The organism is Streptomyces sp. WP-1, assembly GCF_030450125.1.
In the GTDB taxonomy this organism is placed as follows: Bacteria; Actinomycetota; Actinomycetes; order Streptomycetales; family Streptomycetaceae; genus Streptomyces; species Streptomyces incarnatus.
The window spans coordinates 3527414-3547536 of the sequence record NZ_CP123923.1 but is presented as its reverse complement, the minus strand read 5'-3'; the positions used below and the strand labels follow the sequence as shown (position 1 = coordinate 3547536).

Here is a 20123-nt window from a genome sequence, read left to right as displayed (position 1 = left end):
TGTGCGCGCGGCACCGCGATGCGCTCATGACACCGCGGACAGGCTGCCGTGGCCCGCCGAGGCGATGTGGTCCCGCAGCCGCTCCACGTACAGCCGCATGTTCTTCGCGGCGACGTCGGTGTCCGGGTAGCGGCTGGCCAGCCACAGGCCCTCGTGCTGCCGGTTCACCCAGACGCACACCTGGTCGCCGTACGACACCCGCAGCAGCGCGTGCGCCCGCATGTCCGTCCAGCGGTCGGCGCCGGGCACCGTCCGGGTGTCGACGTACGAGACGATCGAGTACAGGTCCGGCGAGGTGGGCCGGAAGTCCGCGCCGAGCAGCGCCAGCACCCGGGCCAGCGGCATCCGGGCCAGCTTGCGGGCCGCGCCCAGCTCCGCCCGTACCGCCCGCAGGACGTCCGGGAAGCCGCGGGTGCCGGTCAGCGGCACCTCGATGGGGGCGCCCCCCACGTACCAGCCCACCGAGTCGGTCCAGCGCGAGCGGACCCGGGTGTGGAACGGTACGACCGTCCGGTACACCGACTGCCCGCCCAGCTCCCGCACGGTGAGCGCGGTCGCGGCCAGCACGCCGACCAGGCTCCCGCCGTAGGGCCGGCAGTACGCCTCGAACGCGGCCGCCGCCTCCGCGTCCGCGAGCGGTTCGCACAGCATCGCCTGCGGGGGCAGCGCCTCGCCGGGGGTGAGGCCGAGGTCCACCGGGAAGGTCGGCAGGGTGCCGCCGCCGCGCCGGATGAACTCCCGCCAGCGGGCCACGATGTCGTCGTCGCCGTCCAGCCGGTCCGCGTCGGCCCGCTCGATCTCGCAGAAGTCGACGTAACTGGCCGCGGGGGCGGGCCGTTCGGCGCTGCGCCCCTCGGTGAGCGCGTCGTACAGCTCGTGCACCTCGGCGGCGATCCGGGTCAGCGAGTAGGCGTCCACATTGCTGTGGTCGAAGGCCATGTAGACGCTGGTGGAGTCGTCGCGCACGACGGCGGTGTAGATGAGGTTCGGCCAGCGCAGGGCGTCGGCGACGGCGTCGAACCGGTCCTGGAGACGGGCGACGAGCCGGTCCGCGTCGGTGAACTCCCCGGCGTCCTCGCGGTGCAGGGACACATCGGCGGGATCGAGGGTGAACCGGCGCAGCTCCTCGCCCGCGAAGCGGAAGCCGCTGCGCAGCGTCTCGTGCCGCAACGTCCAGGAGCGCAGCGCCTCTTGGAGCACGTCGAGGTCGACCCGGCCGGGCAGATCGAAGGCGGTGCCGAGCCAGGTCGGCACGAACAGCCCGTCCTCCCGTACGCACTTGGCGGTCCGGATGTGCGACTCCTGGATGTAGGCCGGCGGCCGGGAGTCCTCCGGCAACCGCGTCGCCGCCGCCACGGTGGCCGGGCTCAGCGTCCACTCGACGAGCCGTCCCGGCCGTACCCCGCAGCGCTGGATGTCAGTGATTCGCACGCGTCTCCCATCGAAGAAGGGGCCCTGCTGAATAGGGCCCCCCTCCAAGGCAATGCCGTGGGAGGCGGCGGAGACATGCCCGGCGGCGCCATTTCAACGGAACGGGTGGCAGGCCGAACGGGGGACTGATTAACCGACAGTGACCATGCCGGGGGCCGGTCAGGGGCCGGCCGGGGATCAGCCGTTGATCATCCCGATGACCGCGCGCACCGCCTCCGCCACCGGCTGCCCCACCGTGCCGACCATCGACGCGATCCCCGCGACGGCCATCAGCGCCCGGTGCCGCTCCTGCGCGGGCACGGCGCCCTCGGCGGTCGCGGCCGGCGCCGACTCGTCGAGGAGCACGGCGCTGGACTCCGGCACCCGGGTGCGCAAGTCGGCGATGAGGCGCCGCAGTTCGGCGAGGGCCGCGGCCAGCGCCGGGTCCGGTGCCGGCTGCGCCGCGCCCTGGTTCTTGACGATGCCGGTGTTGCCCGCGCCGCCGTGCATGGTCACGTGGTCGCCGTAGTAGTAGCTGTCACCGCTCATGAGCTGATCCCCGTGTTTCCGCTGCCGCCGTACATGTTGACGTTGTCCCCGAAGTAGTAGTTCCTCGGCGAGACCGTGAGGCTCTGCACCGTCACCCGGAACTCGGTGTCCGGATGCTCGATGGCGTACGAGAGCTGGTCCACCAGCTGGTCCAGGTAGCGCGGGTCCGGGCTGGTGACCAGCGCGGTGGACGCGCCCGAGGTCTCCACCGCGAGGACGTGCTGGGGGCTCGCGGTCAGGACGCCGAGCATGTCGACCAGGAAGAAGATCTCGGCGCCGAGGGCGAGGAGCCACACGAGGACGACGTAACCCGCCGCGCCCGACTGCCCGTCCGACCCGCCCAGCGCCAGCGCGGGCAGGCTGGGCAGCATCACCAGCATCGCGATGGCGATGGTCCCGGCGCTGTAGCGCAGGAACCGCAGCACCGCCTCCTTGCGCCTCGGGCGCAGCACGAAGGAGTACACGCGGGCGATGTTGGCCAGCGGGTACACGGCCCGCCCGATCCACAGGATCCGCTTGCTGACCCGCAGGTCGAGCATCCTCGGCATCGGGTGCGGGGCGGGCGCGGGGATGTCCGGCATGGGCGGCGCGGCGGGCGCCGGGCCGGGCGGTGGCGCGGTCGGCGCGGGCGGTACGTCCGGCTGCGGGTGTGGTGGCTCATGGCCGTACTGCATCTTCTGTCGTCCCCCAGAGGTCGGGCAGAGTCGGCTGCTCCTCGGCCGTCCATTAACCCGACCCGCGCGCGGCACTGGCAAGTGGTTAAGCACACAGGACCAGTGGCCAAACGCACCGGACCAGTGGTCAAGCACACAGGACCCGGCCGGGACCGGGCCCGGTGACGGGGTCCGGGTGGCCCGTGGCAGATACTGGGACGCATGGCTTACGACGATCTTCGCTCCCTGCTCCGGGCCCTGGAGCGCGAGGGAGACCTCAAGCGCATCAAGGCCGAGGTCGACCCCTACCTGGAAATCGGGGAGATCGTCGACCGGGTGCAGAAGTCCGGCGGCCCCGCGCTGCTCTTCGAGAACGTCAAGGGCTCGGCGATGCCGCTGGCCATGAACGTCTTCGGCACCGACCGCCGCCTCCTGAAGGCGCTGGGCCTGAAGTCGTACGGCGACATCTCCGACAAGATCGGCGGGCTGCTGCGCCCCGAGCTGCCGCACGGCTTCGTCGGGGTGCGCGAGGCGTTCGGCAAGCTCGGCGCGATGGCGCACGTCCCGCCGCGGAAGATCAAGGAGGCGCCGGTCCAGGAGGTCGTCCTGCACGGCGACGACGTCGACCTCGACCGGCTTCCCGCGCTCTTCACCTGGCCCGAGGACGGCGGCTCCTTCTTCAACCTGGGCCTGACCCACACCAAGGACCCCGAGAGCGGCGTCCGCAACCTCGGCCTGTACCGCCTCCAGCGCCACGACCAGCGCACCATCGGCATGCACTGGCAGATCCACAAGGACAGCCGCAACCACTACCAGGTGGCCGCGCGCCGGGGCGAGCGGCTGCCGGTCGCCATCGCCTTCGGCTGCCCCCCGGCCGTCACCTACGCCTCCACCGCGCCGCTGCCCGGCGACATCGACGAGTACCTGTTCGCCGGGTTCCTCGCGGGCAAGCGGATCGAGATGGTCGACTGCAAGACCGTGCCGCTCCAGGTCCCGGCCCACGCCGAGGTCGTCCTGGAGGGCTGGCTGGAGCCCGGCGAGATGCTGCCCGAGGGCCCCTTCGGCGACCACACCGGCTTCTACACGCCGCAGGAGCCGTTCCCCGCGCTGAAGATCGACTGCGTGACGATGCGCAAGCGCCCGCTGCTCCAGTCCATCGTGGTCGGCCGCCCGCCCACCGAGGACGGTCCGCTCGGCCGCGCCACGGAACGCTTCTTCCTGCCGCTGCTGAAGATCATCGTCCCGGACATCGTGGACTACCACCTGCCCGAGGCCGGCGGTTTCCACAACTGCGCGATCGTCTCGATCGACAAGAAGTACCCGAAGCACGCGCAGAAGGTCATGCACGCGGTGTGGGGGGCGCACATGATGTCCCTCACCAAGCTGATCGTGGTCGTGGACGCCGACTGCGACGTCCACGATCTGCACGAGGTCGCCTGGCGCGCCCTCGGCAACACCGACTACGCCCGTGACCTCACGGTCGTGGAAGGCCCCGTCGACCATCTCGACCATGCCTCCTACCAGCAGTTCTGGGGCGGCAAGGCCGGGATCGACGCCACCCGGAAATGGCCGGAGGAGGGCTACACGCGCGACGGCGGGTGGCCGGAGATGGTCCTGTCGGACCCGGATACGGCCGAACGGGTGACTCGACGCTGGAAGGAATACGGACTGTGAGAGGGACGGACATGATGGTGCAGGGCAGCGCGGAGACGGGGTTTCCCCGCCTCCGCGGGGGTGATCCGGAGTACGGCCTGTGAGTACGGCCGCCGCGATGCCGCAGCCGGGACGCACCAAAGCGTTCTTGCGCCTGGTGATGATCGAGCACTCGGTCTTCGCGCTCCCCTTCGCCTACATCGCCTCCCTGACGGCGATGTACACGCTGGACAAGAACATCCACTGGACCCGGCTGCTGCTGGTCACCGTCTGCATGGTGGGCCTGCGTACCTTCGCGATGGCCGTGAACCGGATCATCGACCGGGAGATCGACGCCCGCAACCCGCGCACCGCGCACCGCGAGCTGGTGACCGGTGCCATGTCGGTACGGCACGCCTGGACCGGCGCGCTCGTCGCCCTCGTGGTCTTCCTGGGCGCCGCCGCGCTGCTGAACCCGCTCTGCCTGGCCCTCGCGCCGGTCGCGGTGATCCCGATGGTGGTCTACCCCTACGGGAAGCGGTTCACGAACTTCCCGCAGGCCATCCTGGGGATCGCCCAGGCCATGGGCCCCATCGGCGGCTGGCTCGCGATCACCGGCAGCTGGTCCTGGGACGCGGTGATCCTCGGCCTGGCCGTCGGCATCTGGATCGGCGGCTTCGACCTGATCTACGCCTGCCAGGACGTGGAGACCGACCGCGCCATCGGCGTGAAGTCGGTCCCGGCCCGCTTCGGCATCCCGGCCGCGATCCGGGGCGCCCGCGCCTGCCATACGATCACCACCGCGCTGTTCGTCTGGTACGGCCTCGCCACCCACGCCGGCGCCTTCTTCTGGCTCGGCCTGGTGATCGTGGCCGGCGCGTTCCTGTACGAGCACCGGATCGTGCGCCCTCACGACCTGTCCCGGCTCAACCGGGCGTTCTTCAGCGTCAACGGTTTCATCGGGATCGCCCTTTTCGTGTGTGCCCTGCTGGACCTGCTGGTCCGGGGTCTGACCGTCTGAGCCCGGGCCCGGCCGCCCGAACCCGGGGCGCGGGCCCGCCTCTTGCCCCCCACCCGGCCTGAGCCCGGGTGGGCGCGCCGGTACGCTCAAGGTGTGAACGCAGGAGAAACGCGGCGCGTGCCTTGGATCGTGGGGGTGTCCGGTGCTTCCGGGACGCCGTATGCGGCTGCCGTGCTGCGGGCGCTGCTGGCGGCGGGGGAGGCGGTCGACCTGGTGGTCAGCCGGGCCTCCCGGCTGACGCTGCTGGACGAGACGGGGATCTCGTTCCGGGACGCCCACTGGCAGGACGACCTGCGGGAATGGCTGGCCCGTGGGGCCGACGGAAAGCCCGGGACCTTCGCGGCGGATGTCAGCGGGGTGCGGTACTGGAACGCGGGCGATCTCGCGGCGGGCCCGTCCTCGGGGTCGTACCCGGCGAAGGGCATGCTGATCGTGCCGGCCTCCACGGCCTGTGTGGCGGGGGTCGCGCTGGGCCTGTCCAAGGATCTGCTCCAGCGCACGGCGAGCGTGACACTGAAGGAACGCCGCACCCTCGTCGTCGCCGTACGGGAGACCCCGCTGAACGGCCAGACCCTGCGGCATCTCGTCGCCCTGGACGACGCCGGCGCCGCGGTCGTCCCCGCCTCGCCCGCCTTCTACGCGGGTGCCACGCACATCCAGGATCTGGTGGACTTCGTCGCCGGGCGGGTGCTGGACGCGGCGGGCGTCGAGCACGGGCTGTACCGGCGCTGGCGGGGCGAACTGGGCGGTGGCGCGGCTCAGCCGTGACCGGCGGTCGGCCGCGGCCGGGCAGGTGCTTTACCTTTCATCACTCCGGAACTCTTCAGCGGAAGGCTTCGATCGCATGGACGCGGTGGACAGGCAGCTCATCCAGGCCCTGAGGGAGAACGGCCGGGCCTCCTACGCGGAGCTGGGGCGCCTCGTCGGACTGTCGGGACCCAGCGTCACCGACCGCATCAACCGGCTGGAGGCGGCCGGGGTCATCACCGGTTACCGCGCCACGGTCGACTCGGCCTCTCTCGGTCTCGGCGTCACCGCCCTGATCGGCATCTCGCTCTCCGACGCGGCCGACCACGAGGACGTGGCGCAGCGGCTGCGGGACCTCCAGGAGATCGAGGACTGCTGGTTCATCGCCGGTGACGACTCCTTCATGCTCAAGGCGCGCGCGGCCGATGTGGACGGCCTGGAGCGGATCATCCGGCGGCTCAGCGGGACGAAGGGCGTGTCGCGGACCCGTACCACCATCGTGCTGTCCACGAAGTGGGAGAACCGGGTCGGGGAGCTGCCCGAAGAGGTCTAGGGATACCGTAGGCCGAGCTGTCGTAGAAAGGTGTTGGCATGGACGTCGGGCTCAAGCGCGCGCTGGAGGAGAAGGTCCGCTCCGGTGAGCGGCTGACCCGCGAGGACGGCATCGCGCTGTACGAGTCGGACGACCTGGCCTGGCTCGGTGGTCTGGCGCACGAGGTGCGGACGCGCAAGAACGGCGACGTCGTGCACTTCAACGTCAACCGGCACCTGAACATGACGAACGTGTGCACGGCCTCCTGCGCGTACTGCTCCTTCCAGCGCAAGCCGGGGGAGAAGGACGCGTACACGATGCGCATCGAGGAGGCCGTCAAGCTCGCGAAGGCGATGGAGACGGAGAACCTCACCGAGCTGCACATCGTCAACGGGCTGCACCCGAACCTGCCGTGGCGCTACTACCCGCGGTCCCTGCGCGAGCTGAAGGCGGCCCTGCCGCACGTCTCCCTCAAGGCGTTCACGGCGACGGAGATCCACCACTTCGAGACGATCTCCGGTCTCACGGCGTCCGAGATCCTGGACGAGCTGATCGACGCGGGCCTGGAGTCGCTGACCGGTGGCGGCGCGGAGATCTTCGACTGGGAGGTCCGCCGGCACATCGTGGACCACCGGACGCACTGGGAGGACTGGTCCCGGATCCACCGGCTGGCGCACGAGAAGGGTCTGAAGACCCCGGCCACGATGCTGTACGGCCATATCGAGGAGCCGCGCCACCGGGTCGACCACGTGCTGCGTCTGCGCGAGTTGCAGGACGAGACCGGTGGCTTCCAGGTCTTCATCCCGCTGCGCTACCAGCACGACTTCGTGGACATGAAGGACGGCAAGGTCCGCAACAAGCTCCAGGCGCGGACCACGATGGCGACCGGCGCGGAGGCCCTGAAGACCTTCGCCGTCTCGCGTCTGCTGTTCGACAACGTCCCGCACGTCAAGGTCTTCTGGGTCATGCACGGCGTCCAGACGGCGCAGCTGGCCCTCCAGCACGGCGCGGACGACATGGACGGCTCGGTCGTCGAGTACAAGATCACTCACGACGCGGACAACTACGGCACCCCGAACAAGCTGACCCGCGAGGACCTGCTGGACCTCATCCGCGACGCGGGCTTCCGCCCCGTGGAACGCAACACGCGCTACGAGATCATCCGCGAGTACGACCCGGCGGACCCGTCCCGCAGGGACTCCCCGCAGCCGATGCGCCTCTGACAACTCCCCGGCCCACCCGCCTCGGTATGGCCGACGGGCGGGACGTTTCGGCTGGGGCGGGTGGTCCTGCCTGGGGGCGCGGGGAACTGCGCGTCGACCAGGGTCGGCCCGCGTCCGGCCGATTCGCGTGTCGGGCGGGGCGGGCCGCCGGCCTCGCGGTCGGTGGCTTTTCGGCTGGGGCGGGTGGTCCTGCCTGGGGCGCGGGGAACTGCGCGATCGACCACGGACGGCCCGCACCCGGCCGATCCAGCCCCCGGGCCCATGGTGAGCGGTCCCCGCCGCCCCGCCGTTCGCCGCGCCCACCCCCGGGTACTCGGCGGACATGCCGCCCACCCCCGAGGACGCCTACACCGCCGCCCCCTTCGTCCCCTCCCGCGGTGGGCTCGACGCCCTGCGCAAGGCGGCGGCCGACTGCCGGGGCTGTCCCCTGCACGGTCCCGCCACCGGGACCGTCTTCGGTGAGGGGGACAAGGACGCCCGGGTGATGCTGGTGGGCGAGCAGCCCGGGGATCAGGAGGACCGGCAGGGGAGGCCGTTCGTCGGGCCGGCGGGGCATCTGCTGCGCAAGGCGCTGGCGGAGGCAGGCCTGGACCCGGCGCAGGCGTACGTCACCAACGCGGTCAAGCACTTCAAGTTCGCGCGGACCGAGCCCCGTAAGCGCAGGATCCACCGCGCCCCCACCCTGCGGGAGATGTCGGCCTGCGCGCCCTGGCTGGCGAGGGAACTGGCGCTCGTCGAGCCCGAGTTGATCGTCATCCTCGGCGCCACCGCGGGCAAGGCGCTGCCCGGTTCCTCCTTCCGGGTCGGCGAAGTGCGCGGCACCGTCATCGAGCGGGACATCCACGGCCGCCCCGAGCGCCTGCTCCCCACCGTGCACCCCTCGTCCGTGCTCCGCTCCGACGACCGCGACGCCGCCTACCAGGGCTTCCTCGCCGATCTCAAAATCGCCGCACGCACCCTCGGGTAATGGATACGATGCGCCAGTGACCCTTACTTTCACCGTGGAACCCCCCATCACCCCCGCCCTGCGCGACGACCTCCTCGACCTCTGGGCGGACGTGTCGAACGCGGGCGGCGCCGTCGGCTTCGTCCCGCCGGTCCGCCGCGAGGAGATACGGCCCGAGCTGGTACGTCACTTCGTGCACATGGCGGAGGGCCGTACCCGGCTCCTCGTCGGGCAGGACGCGGACGGTACGACCGCCGCCGCCGCGTTCCTCGCCGGGAACCCGCAGCATCTGAACGCCCACTGGCTCTCGCTGTACTCCGTGATGGTCCACCCCCGCCACCAGGGCAAGGGCCACGGCCGCGACCTGCTCGCCGCCGCCGAGGACGCGGCCCGCGCGACGCCCGGCATCGAGGCGATCCGCCTGTCCTGCCGGGGCGGCCACGGCCTGGAGCACTTCTACGGCTCCTGCGGCTACAAGGAGGTCGGCCGCGTCCCCGGCGCCGTCCGCGTCGCCCCGGACGACGACCGCGACGAAATCTTCATGCTGCTGCCCCTCGGCCGGCCGTCCCGCCCCGCGGACCCCGCTGCGTGATCGCCCAGAAGACGTGCTTCACTGGACGATGACCCCTTTTGGAATCGGACGAGTGGATTGAGATGCTCCGCTACACGCTGATGCGCCTCGGTATCTTCGTGGGCTGCCTCTTGGTCGTCTGGGGAGCCGTCTACTCCGGCATCTTCCCGCGCGGCTTCGGCAACTCCAACGGCCTGTGGATCGCCCTGCTCGCCCTGGTCATCTCGGCGCCGATCAGCTGGGTGGCGCTGCGCAAGGAGCGGGACCGGGCCTCGATGCACGTCGTCGGCCGGGTCGACCGGATGAAGGCGAACCTGGAGGCGAACCGCAGCCAGGAGGACATCGCCGACGACAGCGCGCGGGCGCAGAGCCAGCCGTCGTAAGCGACCCCGTCACCCGTCACCGGCCGCGGGGACCGGCAAGATCGTCAAAGGTCGGATGACGGCCCCGGCGTCCCTCTAGTCTTGCCCCCATGGGTGGCGGCAGGACCAGACGGATGCCGAGGGCGGAGCGCGAGCGGCAGATGCTCGACGCCGCCGTGGAGATCATCGCCCGGCACGGGTACACGGCCGCGTCGATGGACGAGATAGCCGAACTGGCGGGCGTCTCCAAGCCGTTGGTCTACCTCTACCTCAACTCCAAGGACGACCTCTTCACCGCGTGCATCCGCCGCGAGGCCGCCGCCCTGACCGAGGCCGTGCGCGCGGCGGTCCGGCCCGCGCTCCCCGCCGACCGTCGGCTCTGGGACGGCGTGCGGGCGTTCTTCACATACACCGCCGAGCATCCCGACGGCTGGACCGTCCTGCACCTCCAGGCCCGCACCCACGGCCCCCGCTTCGCCGCCGAGGCCGACGCGCTGCGCGCGGAGATGACCGCCTTCGTCACCCGCCTGATCGCGACCGCCGCCCAGGAGTCCCCGCACTCCCGCGACCTCCCCGCCCGGGAGATCGAGGGCCTCGCCGCCGCCCTGGTCGGCGCCGCCGAATCCCTGGCCGACTGGACCAACACCACCCCGACCGCCACCGCCACCCAGGCCTCCACCACCCTGATGAACTTCGCCTGGACCGGCCTCGGCAACCTGCTGTCCGGCAACCGCTGGGCTCCCCCGGGAGTGGCGTCGCCGACCGCCGCGCGTCAGTGACGGGCTTCGGCCGCTGACTGGACCGGCGTGGCGGGAGCCTGAGCGGTCTCGGGAGTGTGCGGCGCGCGGCGTTGCAGCAGGACGAACCACGCCGCGCCCGCCAGTGCCACCGCCGCCGCGATGTAGAAGTTGAGGCGCAGGCCCAGGAAGTACTGGGAGTAGTCGACGCGCAGGGACTCCTCGAAGACGCGGAAGGCGGAGTAGCCGGTGACGTAGAGGGGGAACAGGCTGCCCGGGCGGAGTCGGGCGGTGCGGCCGAGGCGGATCAGGAGGGCGGCCAGGAGGAGGTTCCAGATCAGCTCGTAGAGGAAGGTGGGGTGGAAGGTCGGAGACTGGAGGTAGCCGTCGGGGCGGTGGGCCGGGTCGATCTCCAGGCCCCAGGGGAGGCTGGTCGGGCCGCCGAACAGCTCCTGGTTGAAGTAGTTGCCGATGCGCCCGACGGCCTGCGCGACCAGCAGGCAGGGGGCCAGCGCGTCCATCATCCCGGCGACCGAGGCACCCGCCCGGCGCAGCCGCCACACGCACACCACCGTGGCCAGCGCGACGCCGCCCCAGATCCCCAGACCGCCGTCCCACACCGCCAGCGGCCCCCACCAGTGCGGCGGGATCCCCTTCGGTGTGGTCAGGTCGAAGTAGATCCGGCCGCCGAGGATCCCGAACGGCACGCCCCACATCGCGACCTCGTCCACCAGCTCCGGGTCCCCGCCCGCGGCCTGCCAGCGGCGCCGGCCCAGATGGACGGCGAGGCCGATGCCCACGACGTACATCAGGCCGTAGAAGTGGATGTACAGGGGCCCCAGGTGGAAACCGTTCACGGAGGGGGAGGGGATGGCGGCTAGCAGCATGGGGACGAGCGTACGTGGGGCGCCTCTTACCGAGCCGTCCGGCGGCCTACGCCCCCTCGCCCGCCCGCCCCGACACATGCACCCGGCCGTCCCTGCCCCGCAGTTCGAACCGGCCGTCCTCCGGGGACGCCCCGTACCGCACCGTCCCCGGCAGCAGCACCGGCGCCCGGAACTCCACCCGGACCGCGTCGGCGTCCCCGTACTCCGCCAGGCAGCGTGCCGCCGTCCACATGCCGTGGGCGATCGCGCGGGGGAAGCCGAAGAGGCGGGCGGTGAGGCGGGTGAGGTGGATGGGGTTGCGGTCGCCGGAGACGGCGGCGTAGGCGCGGCCCAGACCGCCGGGCAGGTCCCAGGAAGCGAGGACCGGGAGAAGGGCTGGTAGGAGGTCCGGCGGGTCCGGGTGCGGCGCGGACGCGGGCCCGTCCGCCGTCCGGTGCCGGGACAGGTACGTGCTGCGGGACTCCCACACCAGCTCCCCGGCCCGCCGTGCCTCCGTCACCACCGTCGCCTCCGTACCGCGCCGGTGCGGGGCCAAACCCGATACGTACACCGTGAGTTCGTACGGCTCCGACACGGGCAGCGGTGCGTGCCGGACGAGTTCGACCGAGGTATGCACCAGCCCGAGCAGCGGGAGCGGGAAGTCCCGGGCGCCGAGCAGCCGCATCGTCAGCGGGAACGCGAGGACGTGGGGGTAGGGGAGGGGCAACTCCCGTGCCATGGCAGGGAATCCGCAGAGGTGCGCGTACCGCGCCAGCCGGGCCGGGTCCGCCCGCATCTCCCGCAGCACCAGTCGCGTGTCCGGGTACGACACCCCCGCCGACGGGCGTTTCCGCAGCGAGCGCACCGCGCCGGCCGCCAACTCCCGCATCAGAACAGGTGACTTGTCGAGGACGGTCGACATCAAACCCTCCGAAGGCGGGAAGAAATGCGTTACCGAGCGGTAAAGTTACCGCAGGTAAGCCCAGGTCGGCCAGTGCCGGGCGCCCCGGCGACCCCGCACAGCCCCGTCCCCGGACCACCCCCGGACCGTCCCCGGAACCGCACCAAGCCCCCACAACGGGCCCGTACGATCACTCGCCTGACCGGCGGTAACACCTCACCCCAGCTCGTTCGCCGCGCGCCCGGCCGCCGGTGAACGCCTCGCCGCCCGCCCGAGGAGCCGCTCGTGTCCCCCCTGCGCCCCCACGACCCCCCGTACCCCGCCGACTCCCCGGTCACCGCCGTCGATTACGACGGCCGCCCCCTCCTCGTCGCGCCCCACACCCGCCGCCTCGACGGGGCCGTACGGGAGGCCGTCGTACCGCCCTTCGCGGCGCCCGTGACCCATGGGTCGCTGGCCGACCTGCCGTTCGACAACGCGGCCGAGGACCCGGGCGCGGTGGTGCTCAGCCGCAAGCTCGGGAACGGCCGCTGGAAGGACCTCACCGCGGCGCGCTTCGCCGAGGAGGTGCTCGCGGTGGCGAAGGGGCTGATCGCGGAGGGGCTGGCGCCCGGGGACCGGATCGCGATCATGGCGCGTACGACGTACGAGTGGACACTGCTCGACTTCGCCGCCTGGGCCGCCGGGCTCGTCACCGTCCCCGTCTACCCCACCTCCTCCCTCTTCCAGACCCGCTGGATCCTGCACGACTCGGGCGCCGTCGCCCTCGTGACCGAGACCGGCGCCCAGGCCGCCGCGCTCGGGCCCGAGCTGCAACACCTGCCGGAACTAAGGCACTTGTGGGTCATGGAGAAGGGCCATGTGGAGCGGCTCGCCGACGCGGGCGCGCCGGTGCCGGAGGGCGAGGTCGGGGTGCGGCGCGGCATGCTCGGCCCCGCCACCCTCGCCACCCTCGTCTACACCTCCGGCACCACCGGCCGCCCCAAGGGCTGCGCCCTCTCGCACGGCAACTTCTTCGCCGAGGTCGACAACGCGATCGAACTCCTCCACCCCGTCTTCAAGCAGCACGACGACGACCCGTCCGTCCTCCTCTTCCTGCCCCTCTCCCATGTCTTCGGGCGCATGGTCGCCATCGCCTGCGTCCGCGCCCGCGTCCGCCTCGGGCACGCGCCCAGCCTCAGGGCCGAGGACCTGCTGCCGGACCTCGCCGCCTTCCGGCCCACCGCCCTGCTGACCATCCCCTACATGCTGGAGAAGATCTTCAACTCGGCCCGCGCGCAGGCCGAGTCGGGCGGCCGGGGTGCCGTCTTCGACCGCGCCGCCGCCGTCGCCCGGCGCTACGGCGAGACGGTCCAGGCGAGCCGGTCCGGCACCGGCGACGGACCCGGCCGCGTCCTGCGGACCCAGCGCGGGTTCTACGACCCCCTCGTCTACCGCCGCATCCGCGCGGCGATGGGCGGCCGGGTCAAGCACGTCATCTGCGGCGGGTCCCCGCTCGGGCGCCGCCTCGCCGCGTTCTACGCCGGTGCGGGCATCGGGATCTACGAGGGGTACGGCCTCACGGAGACCACCGGCGCCAGCACCGTCACGCCACCGCTCAAGCCCCGCCTCGGCACCGTGGGCTGGCCGCTGCCCGGCACCCGGGTGCGGATCGCCGCGGACGGGGAGATCCTGATCTCCGGCGACCACGTCCTGCGCGGCTACTGGGACCCGCAGGCCGGCGGTGTCGTCCCGATCACCCGCGACGGCTGGCTGCACACCGGGGACCTGGGCGAGCTGGACGACGACGGCTACCTCACCATCACCGGCCGCAAGAAGGAACTCCTCATCACCTCCGGCGGCAAGTCCGTCGCCCCCGCCCCGCTGGAGAACTGGCTGCGCCAGCACCCGCTGATCTCCCAGGTGATCCTGGTCGGCGACGACCGCCCGTACGTCGCGGCGCTGCTCACCCTCGACGCCGAGGGCATCGTCCACTGGCGGCAGATGAACGGGAAGCACCCGGTGCCGCCCGAACTCGTCGCCGACGACCCCGAGTTGCGGGCCGTGCTCCAGCGTGCCGTGGACGATGCCAACCGCCTCGTCTCCCGGCCCGAGTCGATCCGCCGCTTCACCGTCCTGCCGTACGACTTCACGGAGGAGGCGGGTCACCTCACGCCCTCCATGAAGCTGCGGCGCGCGCGGATCCTCGCGGACTTCGGCCGGGAGGTGGAGGGGCTGTACGACGGGGTGTGAGCGGCCCCACCAGCCCCTGATCCTGGCCGGTTTCGCCTTCGACACTCCTTTCGTAGGCGGTACTTGGCAGGAGCTTTGCTGTGAAAACCCGGATGCCGGGTGACAAGGGGACCTGTGTTGACTGCACACTGACAACCACGGGCGCACGTTTCCCCCCACTGGTGGCCGCCAGTCACGTCTGCACCGCGAGACCCGCGATAAGGAGCAGCATGTCTGCCACGATCCGCCTCACCGCAGCCACAGCCGTCGCCGCCGCCGTCCTGTCGGCCCTGGCGACCTCCCCCGCGGCCGCCGTCGCCGCGCCGGCGCTGCGCATGACCCCGGTCAGTGGTCACATCAGCAGCCACCACCTGGTCGGTGGCATCAGGAACAGCACCAGCTCCAACTGGGCCGGCTACGCCGCGACCGGTACGACGTTCACCAGCGTCTCCGCGAGCTGGGTGCAGCCGGCGGTCAGCTGCGCCAGCTCGACCACGTACTCCTCGTTCTGGATCGGCATCGACGGCGACGGCAGCAACTCCGTGGAGCAGACGGGCACCGAGGCGGACTGCTCCAGCGGCCGGGCGGTGTACTCGTCCTGGTACGAGATGTACCCGGCGTACCCGGTGAACTACAGCAACCCGGTGAGCGCGGGTGACCACTTCACCTCGACGATCTCCCGCAGCGGCACCTCGTACACGCTCACCCTGACGGACACCACCAAGGGCTGGACGAAGACCACCAAGAAGACGCAGAGCGGTCTGTCCAACGCCTCCGCCGAGGTCATAGCCGAGGCGCCGTCCAGCTCCACCGGCGTGCTGCCGCTGTCCAACTTCGGCACCGCGAACTTCACCGACGCCACCGCCAACGGCCAGGCCATCGGCAACTACTCGCCCGACAAGATCAACATGGCCTCGGGCAGCACCACCAAGGCGACCACGTCCTCGCTGAGCGGCGGCGAGAACTTCTCGGTCACCTACAACCACAGCTGACCCCCGGCTCCCGCCTCGACGGTCCGGCCCCGGGCACGCCACGGCGTCCCGGGGCCGTGCCGTGGGTGTTCGTTCAGCTCGCCCTGAGCCGTTCCAGGAACTCCGGGACGCCGTCGACCCGGCGGTACGGCTCGAAGGCGGGGGCGAGTTCGCGCACCAGGGTGACGCAGCGGGAGCGCCGATACGAGTGGCCAGGTCGAGCGATTCCCCGGTGACGGCGAGGGCCTGCTCGATGTCGCCGGCCTCCAGGCATCCCCTGGCCTGGTAGGTCAGGAAGATTCCGCGGGTCTTGTCGCGGGCGCGGGGCAGCAGGGCGATGCCCTCGGCGATCCGGGCGCGGGCCTCGGTGGTGCGGCCGAGGTCGAGCAGGCACTGCCCGGAGTCGACGGCGAGATCGGCCGGGCTCATCCACGCGCACCAGCCCGGTGCGGGATCAGCCGCCCCGGCCGCGAGGGCGGACTCGGCCGCCGACAGATCGCGGTGGCAGGCGGCGCGCTCACCCAGGGCGGCATGGGCGCGGGCCCGGCGCAGGAACAGCAGCGACCGGGCGGTGGGGTGCCGGGTACCGGACAGGGCGTGGCCGAGCTGGTCGACGGAGACCTTCGGCCGGCCCAGCCAGTTCGACTGGTAGGCGAAGTCCGAGAGCACCCCGGCCCCGTGGTCGCGGTCCCCGGCGGCGTGCGCGGACCGGAGCGCCGCTCCCCAGAGTTTGCCGGCCGCCCAGTGCCGGCCCTGGTCGAAGCGGTACCAGCCGCAGGTGGTGGCCAGATTCGCCGCGAGCAGATGAAGCCTGCGGCCGGTGTCCTCGTCGTAGCGCCCGCCCTCGATCAGCTCGGTCGTGGTGGCGAGGTGGGCGTCCAGCAGCCGGACGGTGTGCTGGCGCCGCTCGGTGGGCAGGGCCGTCAGCCGCCCGCTGGTCTCCTCCAGCCGGTCCACGAGTTCCGCGTCCACGCGCTTGCCACCGAGCGCCGAGGCGAGGCGTTCGGGTTCGACGGTGGCCCACTGTGCGGCGAGTCCGGTCAGGGAGATCGCGCTGTAGGTCAGGAAGGTGCGGCGGTCCATGAAGGCCCTCTGTGCGTCGTGGAGTGCTCGGACGGTGTAGGCGGACTTCAGCGGCAGCGGTTCGTCGCGTCCGGGAAGCCAGTACGGCCAGTCGTACGCGCCATCTCCGCGAGCGGCTTTGTCGAAGAGGCGACGAGGCCGCTCTGGGACAGGCCGTGCAGTTCACGGGCGTAGGCGAGGGGGTGCCGGATCGGGTCGTCCACGGACCAGTCCCATCATCGACGGTAATGATGAGCCTACCGTCAGCGACAGTGGGGCAATCCCGGACCATGGGCCTGGTCGCTCGACCGGTAGATGTTGTGGAGCCGTCCGAGCGCCCGTGCCGGATGCCCTCTTGTGCGGGCTCTCGCGCAGGGGCGAGGCTCGTGCGCACCCGTGCAACCGATTCGGTACAGAAGAGCCCAATGGCCCTGAAGTTCCTGGGGATTTGGCCGAACACCCCCGACGACGGATCGCCGACGATCTGGCTGGACGATACGACCGGTGACCTGATCATCCAGTCATGGACTGCCGACGACGAGACCGTTCGGCAGGCACAGGAAGTCGGTTCCGTGCCCGGCCACTCGACCGACGTTCCGGATCACGAGAGCGTGATCCGTCTGCCCGCCGACATGCTCCAGTTCATCCCCCGCCCGGACAGTGAGGCCAACGGTGGCAACAGCGGTACGTGAAGCACTCGCGAAGGCGCGGCACTCGGCCATGCACCTGGAGATGCGGGACAGCTACATGCGCGACGATCCCGAGTTCCTCCGCTGGCAGGAAGGCCACCGATACGACCCGGCGGACCGCGAGTCCTGGTGGCGCTCATGGCTGGATGTGGTGGAGGAGACGACCGGCCGGGGCGTCTCCATGCGACGGCTGCGCGTCGTCTCCGAGCCGCTGAGTGACTACGTGCGCTACGAGTACGACGGCACCTTTACGAACGTCGCAGCGGGTGAGGACGTGCGTTGGTTGCCCCGTGCCCGGTCACACGGGCTGCTGCTCCCCGTCTTGGAGGGCTGGGTGATCGACGCGGAGACCCTGATCCTCCATCACTTCAGCGGTGATGGGCAGTGGACCGGCGAGAGGATGGAAGTCCGCCACGATCCGGCGTTGGCGGAGCAGTACGCGACGGCGTACGAGGCAGCGTGGGAGAGGGCCATCACCCACGCGGAATACCGGCCTGCCTGACGATCACGCGCCATGGCTCTTTCCCCGTCATCCAGTGCTCAGCAGGCCCGGCAGGCTCTCGCGGATCGTCTCGCGGAACTCTGCCGGGATGCCGGTCTGTCCGGGCTCGACCTTGCCGAGCGCTGCGGGTGGAGTCGTTCCAAATCGTCCCGGATCATGAACGCCCGTACTTCTCCGTCCGTCGAAGACATCCGGGCATGGTGCCGCGCGTGTGGTGCCGACGAGCAGACCGAAGACCTCACGGCCATGCTGCGGACGGCGGAAGGGATGTGGGTCGGCTGGCGGCGCATGGAACGGGCCGGACTCAAGCAGGCGCAGGAAGCACGGATGCCGCTGTACGAGCGCACCCGCCGCTTTCGGTCGTACTCGTCATGGCTCGTACCAGGCATGATCCAGACCCAGCCGTACACCACGGCCGCACTCCAGGCGATTCGGAAGCGGCGCGGCCTGGTGGACGACGTGGCGGGCGCGGTGGCCGCACGCATGGAACGTCAGCGCGTCTTGTACGAGGGTGACCGACGGTTCGCGTTTCTCGTGGAGGAGTCGGTGCTGCGGGCCGGGATCGGCGGCGCTGAGGTCATGACCGGTCAGCTTGGGCACCTGCTCGCGGTTGCCTCACTTCCCCATGTCAGCTTGGGGGTTGTCGCCATGAAGCCGGATCGGGAGCGCTGGCCGGCTGAAGGGTTCTGGATCTACGACGCGGCGCAAGTCAACGTGGAGTTGGTGTCCGGCTACCTCACGATCACGCAGCCGAGCGAGGTACGCATGTACGCCGAGACGTTCGCGGAACTGGCAGCACTGGCTGTCTACGGGGCGAACGCTCGTGCGCTGATCACGGCAGCCATGGACGCCCTGGGATAACTGGCGTGCAACTTCGTGCACAGCGCTGTGGGCCGGGGCTCTCGGCTCTCTAGCTTGGTCGCCATCGATCCACGCGAGGGGACGACGGTGACCAGGACGCGGACGGCGGCAGAGAGCCGGAATCCCGGCAGGGGGGCCGTGGAAAACCGGGCGTGACCCGCACCCTTCGGCATGGGTTGAACCAGCACCGCAAGCGTTGGAGACGTTTGCCTGTCGAAGGGGTGCGCATGAAGCGAATCGTAGCCCGGGCGTGGAAACTCATTCGCGGCCCTCTGCAATGGCGCGTCCTGTGGTTCGTGCACGCCAAATTCATGATTGGCGTGACTGGCGTGGTGCGGAATGAGGCGGGGGAAGTCCTCCTTCTCAAGCACCGCATGTGGCCCGCTCATAGGCCGTGGGGGCTTCCTACCGGATATGCGATCAAGAGTGAACAATTCCCGGAGACCATCGTGCGGGAAGTCCGGGAAGAAACCGGCCTTGAAGTCGTGCCGGGGCGTCTGGTTCGAGTAACCAGTGGATACAAGCTCCGCGTGGAAATCGCCTATGAAGCGCTCCACGTGGGTGGAACTCTCAAGCTCGACGGCTTCGAGATTCTGGAGGCGAAATGGTTCAGTCTGGATGCGCTCCCGGAGGGAATGCAAGAGAGCCACGTTCAGCTCATCAAGTCGGACACCCCGACCTGACGGAACTCGCCCCGAACGAGTCGGTGAACGGCGCTAAGGCAATGGCCGGACTCGCGGCCATGCGCGCCGACGCGTCGTTGCTCACCGGAAAGCATCCGACCCACGTTTTCCGGCCCCTGTCGGAGATCCTCGACCGGTGGGCGGCTGACGGAATCGACACCACGCCGTTTCATGCCGGTGTCGAGGAAGCCAGGCGCCGGTACGCCGCTTTCGGGCTGGCGAAGATGCTTCCGCTCGACCGAGTGTTGGTCGGCTGCGAATCCCTGCGCGCCGGGGCCTTCGGTGGATTCCACCACCCGGGCCAGGGATATCGGCACCTTCACATGGTCGCTGTCATCACCATGTACGGGCCGATGGAACGCCGGAGTCCCGAGCGCCCCGCGCTGGCACTTCTCGACCTGCTCCGCGCGTACGCCCATGACTGCCTTCACTACGGGTCGCGTCGGCGGTACGTGGAAGTGGCCGGTGTGCCGGTCCGAACTCAGTACGGAATCAACTACCGGCGCACGAGTGGGCAGTCCTATTCGGCAGCCGACCCGCGCGGAAGCCACCACACCCGGAATATCGGCATCGTCATGGAAGGCGCGTGCGACATGGAAGCGCGCGCCATCACCCGGCATGCGGCGGAACGGTTTCGGGTGAGGGAACCCTCAGACGCCCTCGGCGCCCTCGCGTTCCGGGACGTGACGGGAACGCTGACCGAGGAGGACACAGGGCGCGTGGTGGACGCGCCGGAAAGTGAGGAGCAGACGCAGTACGCGGCGGCCCTCTGCGATTACGAGAAAGGCGTCAATCGGCGGTACCGGCGCTTCCTTACGGAGTTCGCCTCCGGGGAAGAGGACGAGTGCCACGCGCGTCTACTCGCGGCGATCGTCAACGGCGATGTGACAGCGCTGGGAACGTGGCTGGACGAACGGCACGGTCCCGGAACCTTCGCCGGACTGTTCCGTACATCGGGCTACTTCGGCCCTGGCTTGACCGCCTGAGCGGCCCC

General features: G+C 70.7%; 22 protein-coding genes. 16 read left to right on the top strand and 6 right to left on the bottom strand.

Annotated features, from left to right (window positions below; translation table 11 throughout):
* Nucleotides 1–24: 24 nt before the first annotated feature.
* From QHG49_RS15360 to QHG49_RS15350, 3 genes are all read right to left on the bottom strand, one after another.
* Entirely contained in the window at nucleotides 25–1431 is a 1407-nt protein-coding gene (locus tag QHG49_RS15360; RefSeq protein WP_301490053.1) for a condensation domain-containing protein, read from the bottom strand.
* 177 nt (nucleotides 1432–1608) lie between these two features.
* Nucleotides 1609–1959 (bottom strand): hypothetical protein, encoded by a 351-nt coding sequence (locus tag QHG49_RS15355; protein WP_301490052.1) that lies wholly within the window; start codon nucleotides 1957–1959, stop codon nucleotides 1609–1611.
* Nucleotides 1956–2633 carry a DUF6232 family protein gene (locus QHG49_RS15350; protein WP_236576414.1) on the bottom strand — a complete coding sequence of 226 codons (678 nt, stop codon included), beginning with the start codon at nucleotides 2631–2633 and terminating at the stop codon, nucleotides 1956–1958. The genes QHG49_RS15355 and QHG49_RS15350 overlap by 4 nt, the downstream gene beginning before the upstream one ends.
* A gap of 201 nt (nucleotides 2634–2834) precedes the next feature.
* Between QHG49_RS15350 and QHG49_RS15345 the strand changes: the two genes are divergently transcribed.
* From QHG49_RS15345 to QHG49_RS15305, 9 genes are all read left to right on the top strand, one after another.
* Nucleotides 2835–4286 (top strand): menaquinone biosynthesis decarboxylase, encoded by a 1452-nt coding sequence (locus QHG49_RS15345; protein WP_159703864.1) that lies wholly within the window; start codon nucleotides 2835–2837, stop codon nucleotides 4284–4286.
* Nucleotides 4287–4383: 97 nt separating this feature from the next.
* Nucleotides 4384–5265, top strand: coding sequence for a menaquinone biosynthesis prenyltransferase MqnP (mqnP, locus tag QHG49_RS15340; protein ID WP_159708461.1), 882 nt, complete (start codon nucleotides 4384–4386; stop codon nucleotides 5263–5265).
* 117 nt (nucleotides 5266–5382) lie between these two features.
* Nucleotides 5383–6033: a UbiX family flavin prenyltransferase gene (locus QHG49_RS15335; RefSeq protein ID WP_301490051.1), complete on the top strand. Its 651-nt coding sequence runs from the start codon at nucleotides 5383–5385 to the stop codon at nucleotides 6031–6033.
* A gap of 76 nt (nucleotides 6034–6109) precedes the next feature.
* On the top strand, nucleotides 6110–6565 hold the full coding sequence (locus tag QHG49_RS15330; protein WP_145492743.1) for an Lrp/AsnC family transcriptional regulator: 456 nt from the start codon (nucleotides 6110–6112) through the stop codon (nucleotides 6563–6565).
* Nucleotides 6566–6603: 38 nt separating this feature from the next.
* Nucleotides 6604–7767: an aminofutalosine synthase MqnE gene (gene mqnE, locus QHG49_RS15325; RefSeq protein WP_145492742.1), complete on the top strand. Its 1164-nt coding sequence runs from the start codon at nucleotides 6604–6606 to the stop codon at nucleotides 7765–7767.
* 322 nt (nucleotides 7768–8089) lie between these two features.
* Nucleotides 8090–8734, top strand: coding sequence for a UdgX family uracil-DNA binding protein (locus QHG49_RS15320; protein ID WP_301490050.1), 645 nt, complete (start codon nucleotides 8090–8092; stop codon nucleotides 8732–8734).
* 16 nt (nucleotides 8735–8750) lie between these two features.
* Entirely contained in the window at nucleotides 8751–9305 is a 555-nt protein-coding gene (locus tag QHG49_RS15315) for a GNAT family N-acetyltransferase (protein ID WP_301490049.1), read from the top strand.
* 62 nt (nucleotides 9306–9367) lie between these two features.
* Nucleotides 9368–9667 carry a DUF4229 domain-containing protein gene (locus tag QHG49_RS15310; protein WP_145492737.1) on the top strand — a complete coding sequence of 100 codons (300 nt, stop codon included), beginning with the start codon at nucleotides 9368–9370 and terminating at the stop codon, nucleotides 9665–9667.
* A gap of 89 nt (nucleotides 9668–9756) precedes the next feature.
* Entirely contained in the window at nucleotides 9757–10425 is a 669-nt protein-coding gene (locus tag QHG49_RS15305) for a TetR/AcrR family transcriptional regulator (protein ID WP_301490048.1), read from the top strand.
* On the opposite strand, the gene lgt is transcribed toward QHG49_RS15305, so the two are convergent.
* Nucleotides 10419–11270 (bottom strand): prolipoprotein diacylglyceryl transferase, encoded by an 852-nt coding sequence (gene lgt / locus QHG49_RS15300; RefSeq protein ID WP_301490047.1) that lies wholly within the window; start codon nucleotides 11268–11270, stop codon nucleotides 10419–10421. The two genes, QHG49_RS15305 and lgt, sit on opposite strands and share 7 nt — an antisense overlap.
* A 46-nt stretch (nucleotides 11271–11316) precedes the next feature.
* Nucleotides 11317–12171 carry a MaoC/PaaZ C-terminal domain-containing protein gene (locus QHG49_RS15295; protein ID WP_301490046.1) on the bottom strand — a complete coding sequence of 285 codons (855 nt, stop codon included), beginning with the start codon at nucleotides 12169–12171 and terminating at the stop codon, nucleotides 11317–11319.
* Between the two features lie 273 nt (nucleotides 12172–12444).
* Between QHG49_RS15295 and QHG49_RS15290 the strand changes: the two genes are divergently transcribed.
* Nucleotides 12445–14382, top strand: a complete 1938-nt coding sequence (locus tag QHG49_RS15290; RefSeq protein ID WP_301492789.1) for a long-chain fatty acid--CoA ligase — start codon at nucleotides 12445–12447, stop codon at nucleotides 14380–14382.
* A 209-nt stretch (nucleotides 14383–14591) separates the two neighbouring features.
* On the top strand, nucleotides 14592–15353 hold the full coding sequence (locus QHG49_RS15285; RefSeq protein ID WP_145482509.1) for a G1 family glutamic endopeptidase: 762 nt from the start codon (nucleotides 14592–14594) through the stop codon (nucleotides 15351–15353).
* Between the two features lie 1109 nt (nucleotides 15354–16462).
* Here QHG49_RS15285 and QHG49_RS15280 read toward each other — a convergent pair.
* Nucleotides 16463–16618 (bottom strand): hypothetical protein, encoded by a 156-nt coding sequence (locus QHG49_RS15280; RefSeq protein ID WP_159703909.1) that lies wholly within the window; start codon nucleotides 16616–16618, stop codon nucleotides 16463–16465.
* Between the two features lie 201 nt (nucleotides 16619–16819).
* Here QHG49_RS15280 and QHG49_RS15275 point away from each other — a divergent pair, with 201 nt between their 5' ends.
* From QHG49_RS15275 to QHG49_RS15255, 5 genes are all read left to right on the top strand, one after another.
* On the top strand, nucleotides 16820–17086 hold the full coding sequence (locus QHG49_RS15275) for a hypothetical protein (protein WP_159703911.1): 267 nt from the start codon (nucleotides 16820–16822) through the stop codon (nucleotides 17084–17086).
* Entirely contained in the window at nucleotides 17067–17585 is a 519-nt protein-coding gene (locus tag QHG49_RS15270) for a DUF6879 family protein (RefSeq protein ID WP_370530467.1), read from the top strand. Before QHG49_RS15275 ends, QHG49_RS15270 begins: the two co-directional genes overlap by 20 nt.
* A gap of 12 nt (nucleotides 17586–17597) precedes the next feature.
* Nucleotides 17598–18446, top strand: coding sequence for a helix-turn-helix transcriptional regulator (locus tag QHG49_RS15265; protein WP_301490045.1), 849 nt, complete (start codon nucleotides 17598–17600; stop codon nucleotides 18444–18446).
* Between the two features lie 227 nt (nucleotides 18447–18673).
* On the top strand, nucleotides 18674–19129 hold the full coding sequence (locus tag QHG49_RS15260; RefSeq protein ID WP_159708463.1) for an NUDIX domain-containing protein: 456 nt from the start codon (nucleotides 18674–18676) through the stop codon (nucleotides 19127–19129).
* A 41-nt stretch (nucleotides 19130–19170) separates the two neighbouring features.
* The gene (locus QHG49_RS15255) at nucleotides 19171–20115 is read left to right on the top strand and encodes a hypothetical protein (RefSeq protein ID WP_301490044.1); all 945 of its coding nucleotides are present in this window, start codon (nucleotides 19171–19173) and stop codon (nucleotides 20113–20115) included.
* The last annotated feature ends 8 nt before the right edge of the window (nucleotides 20116–20123 follow it).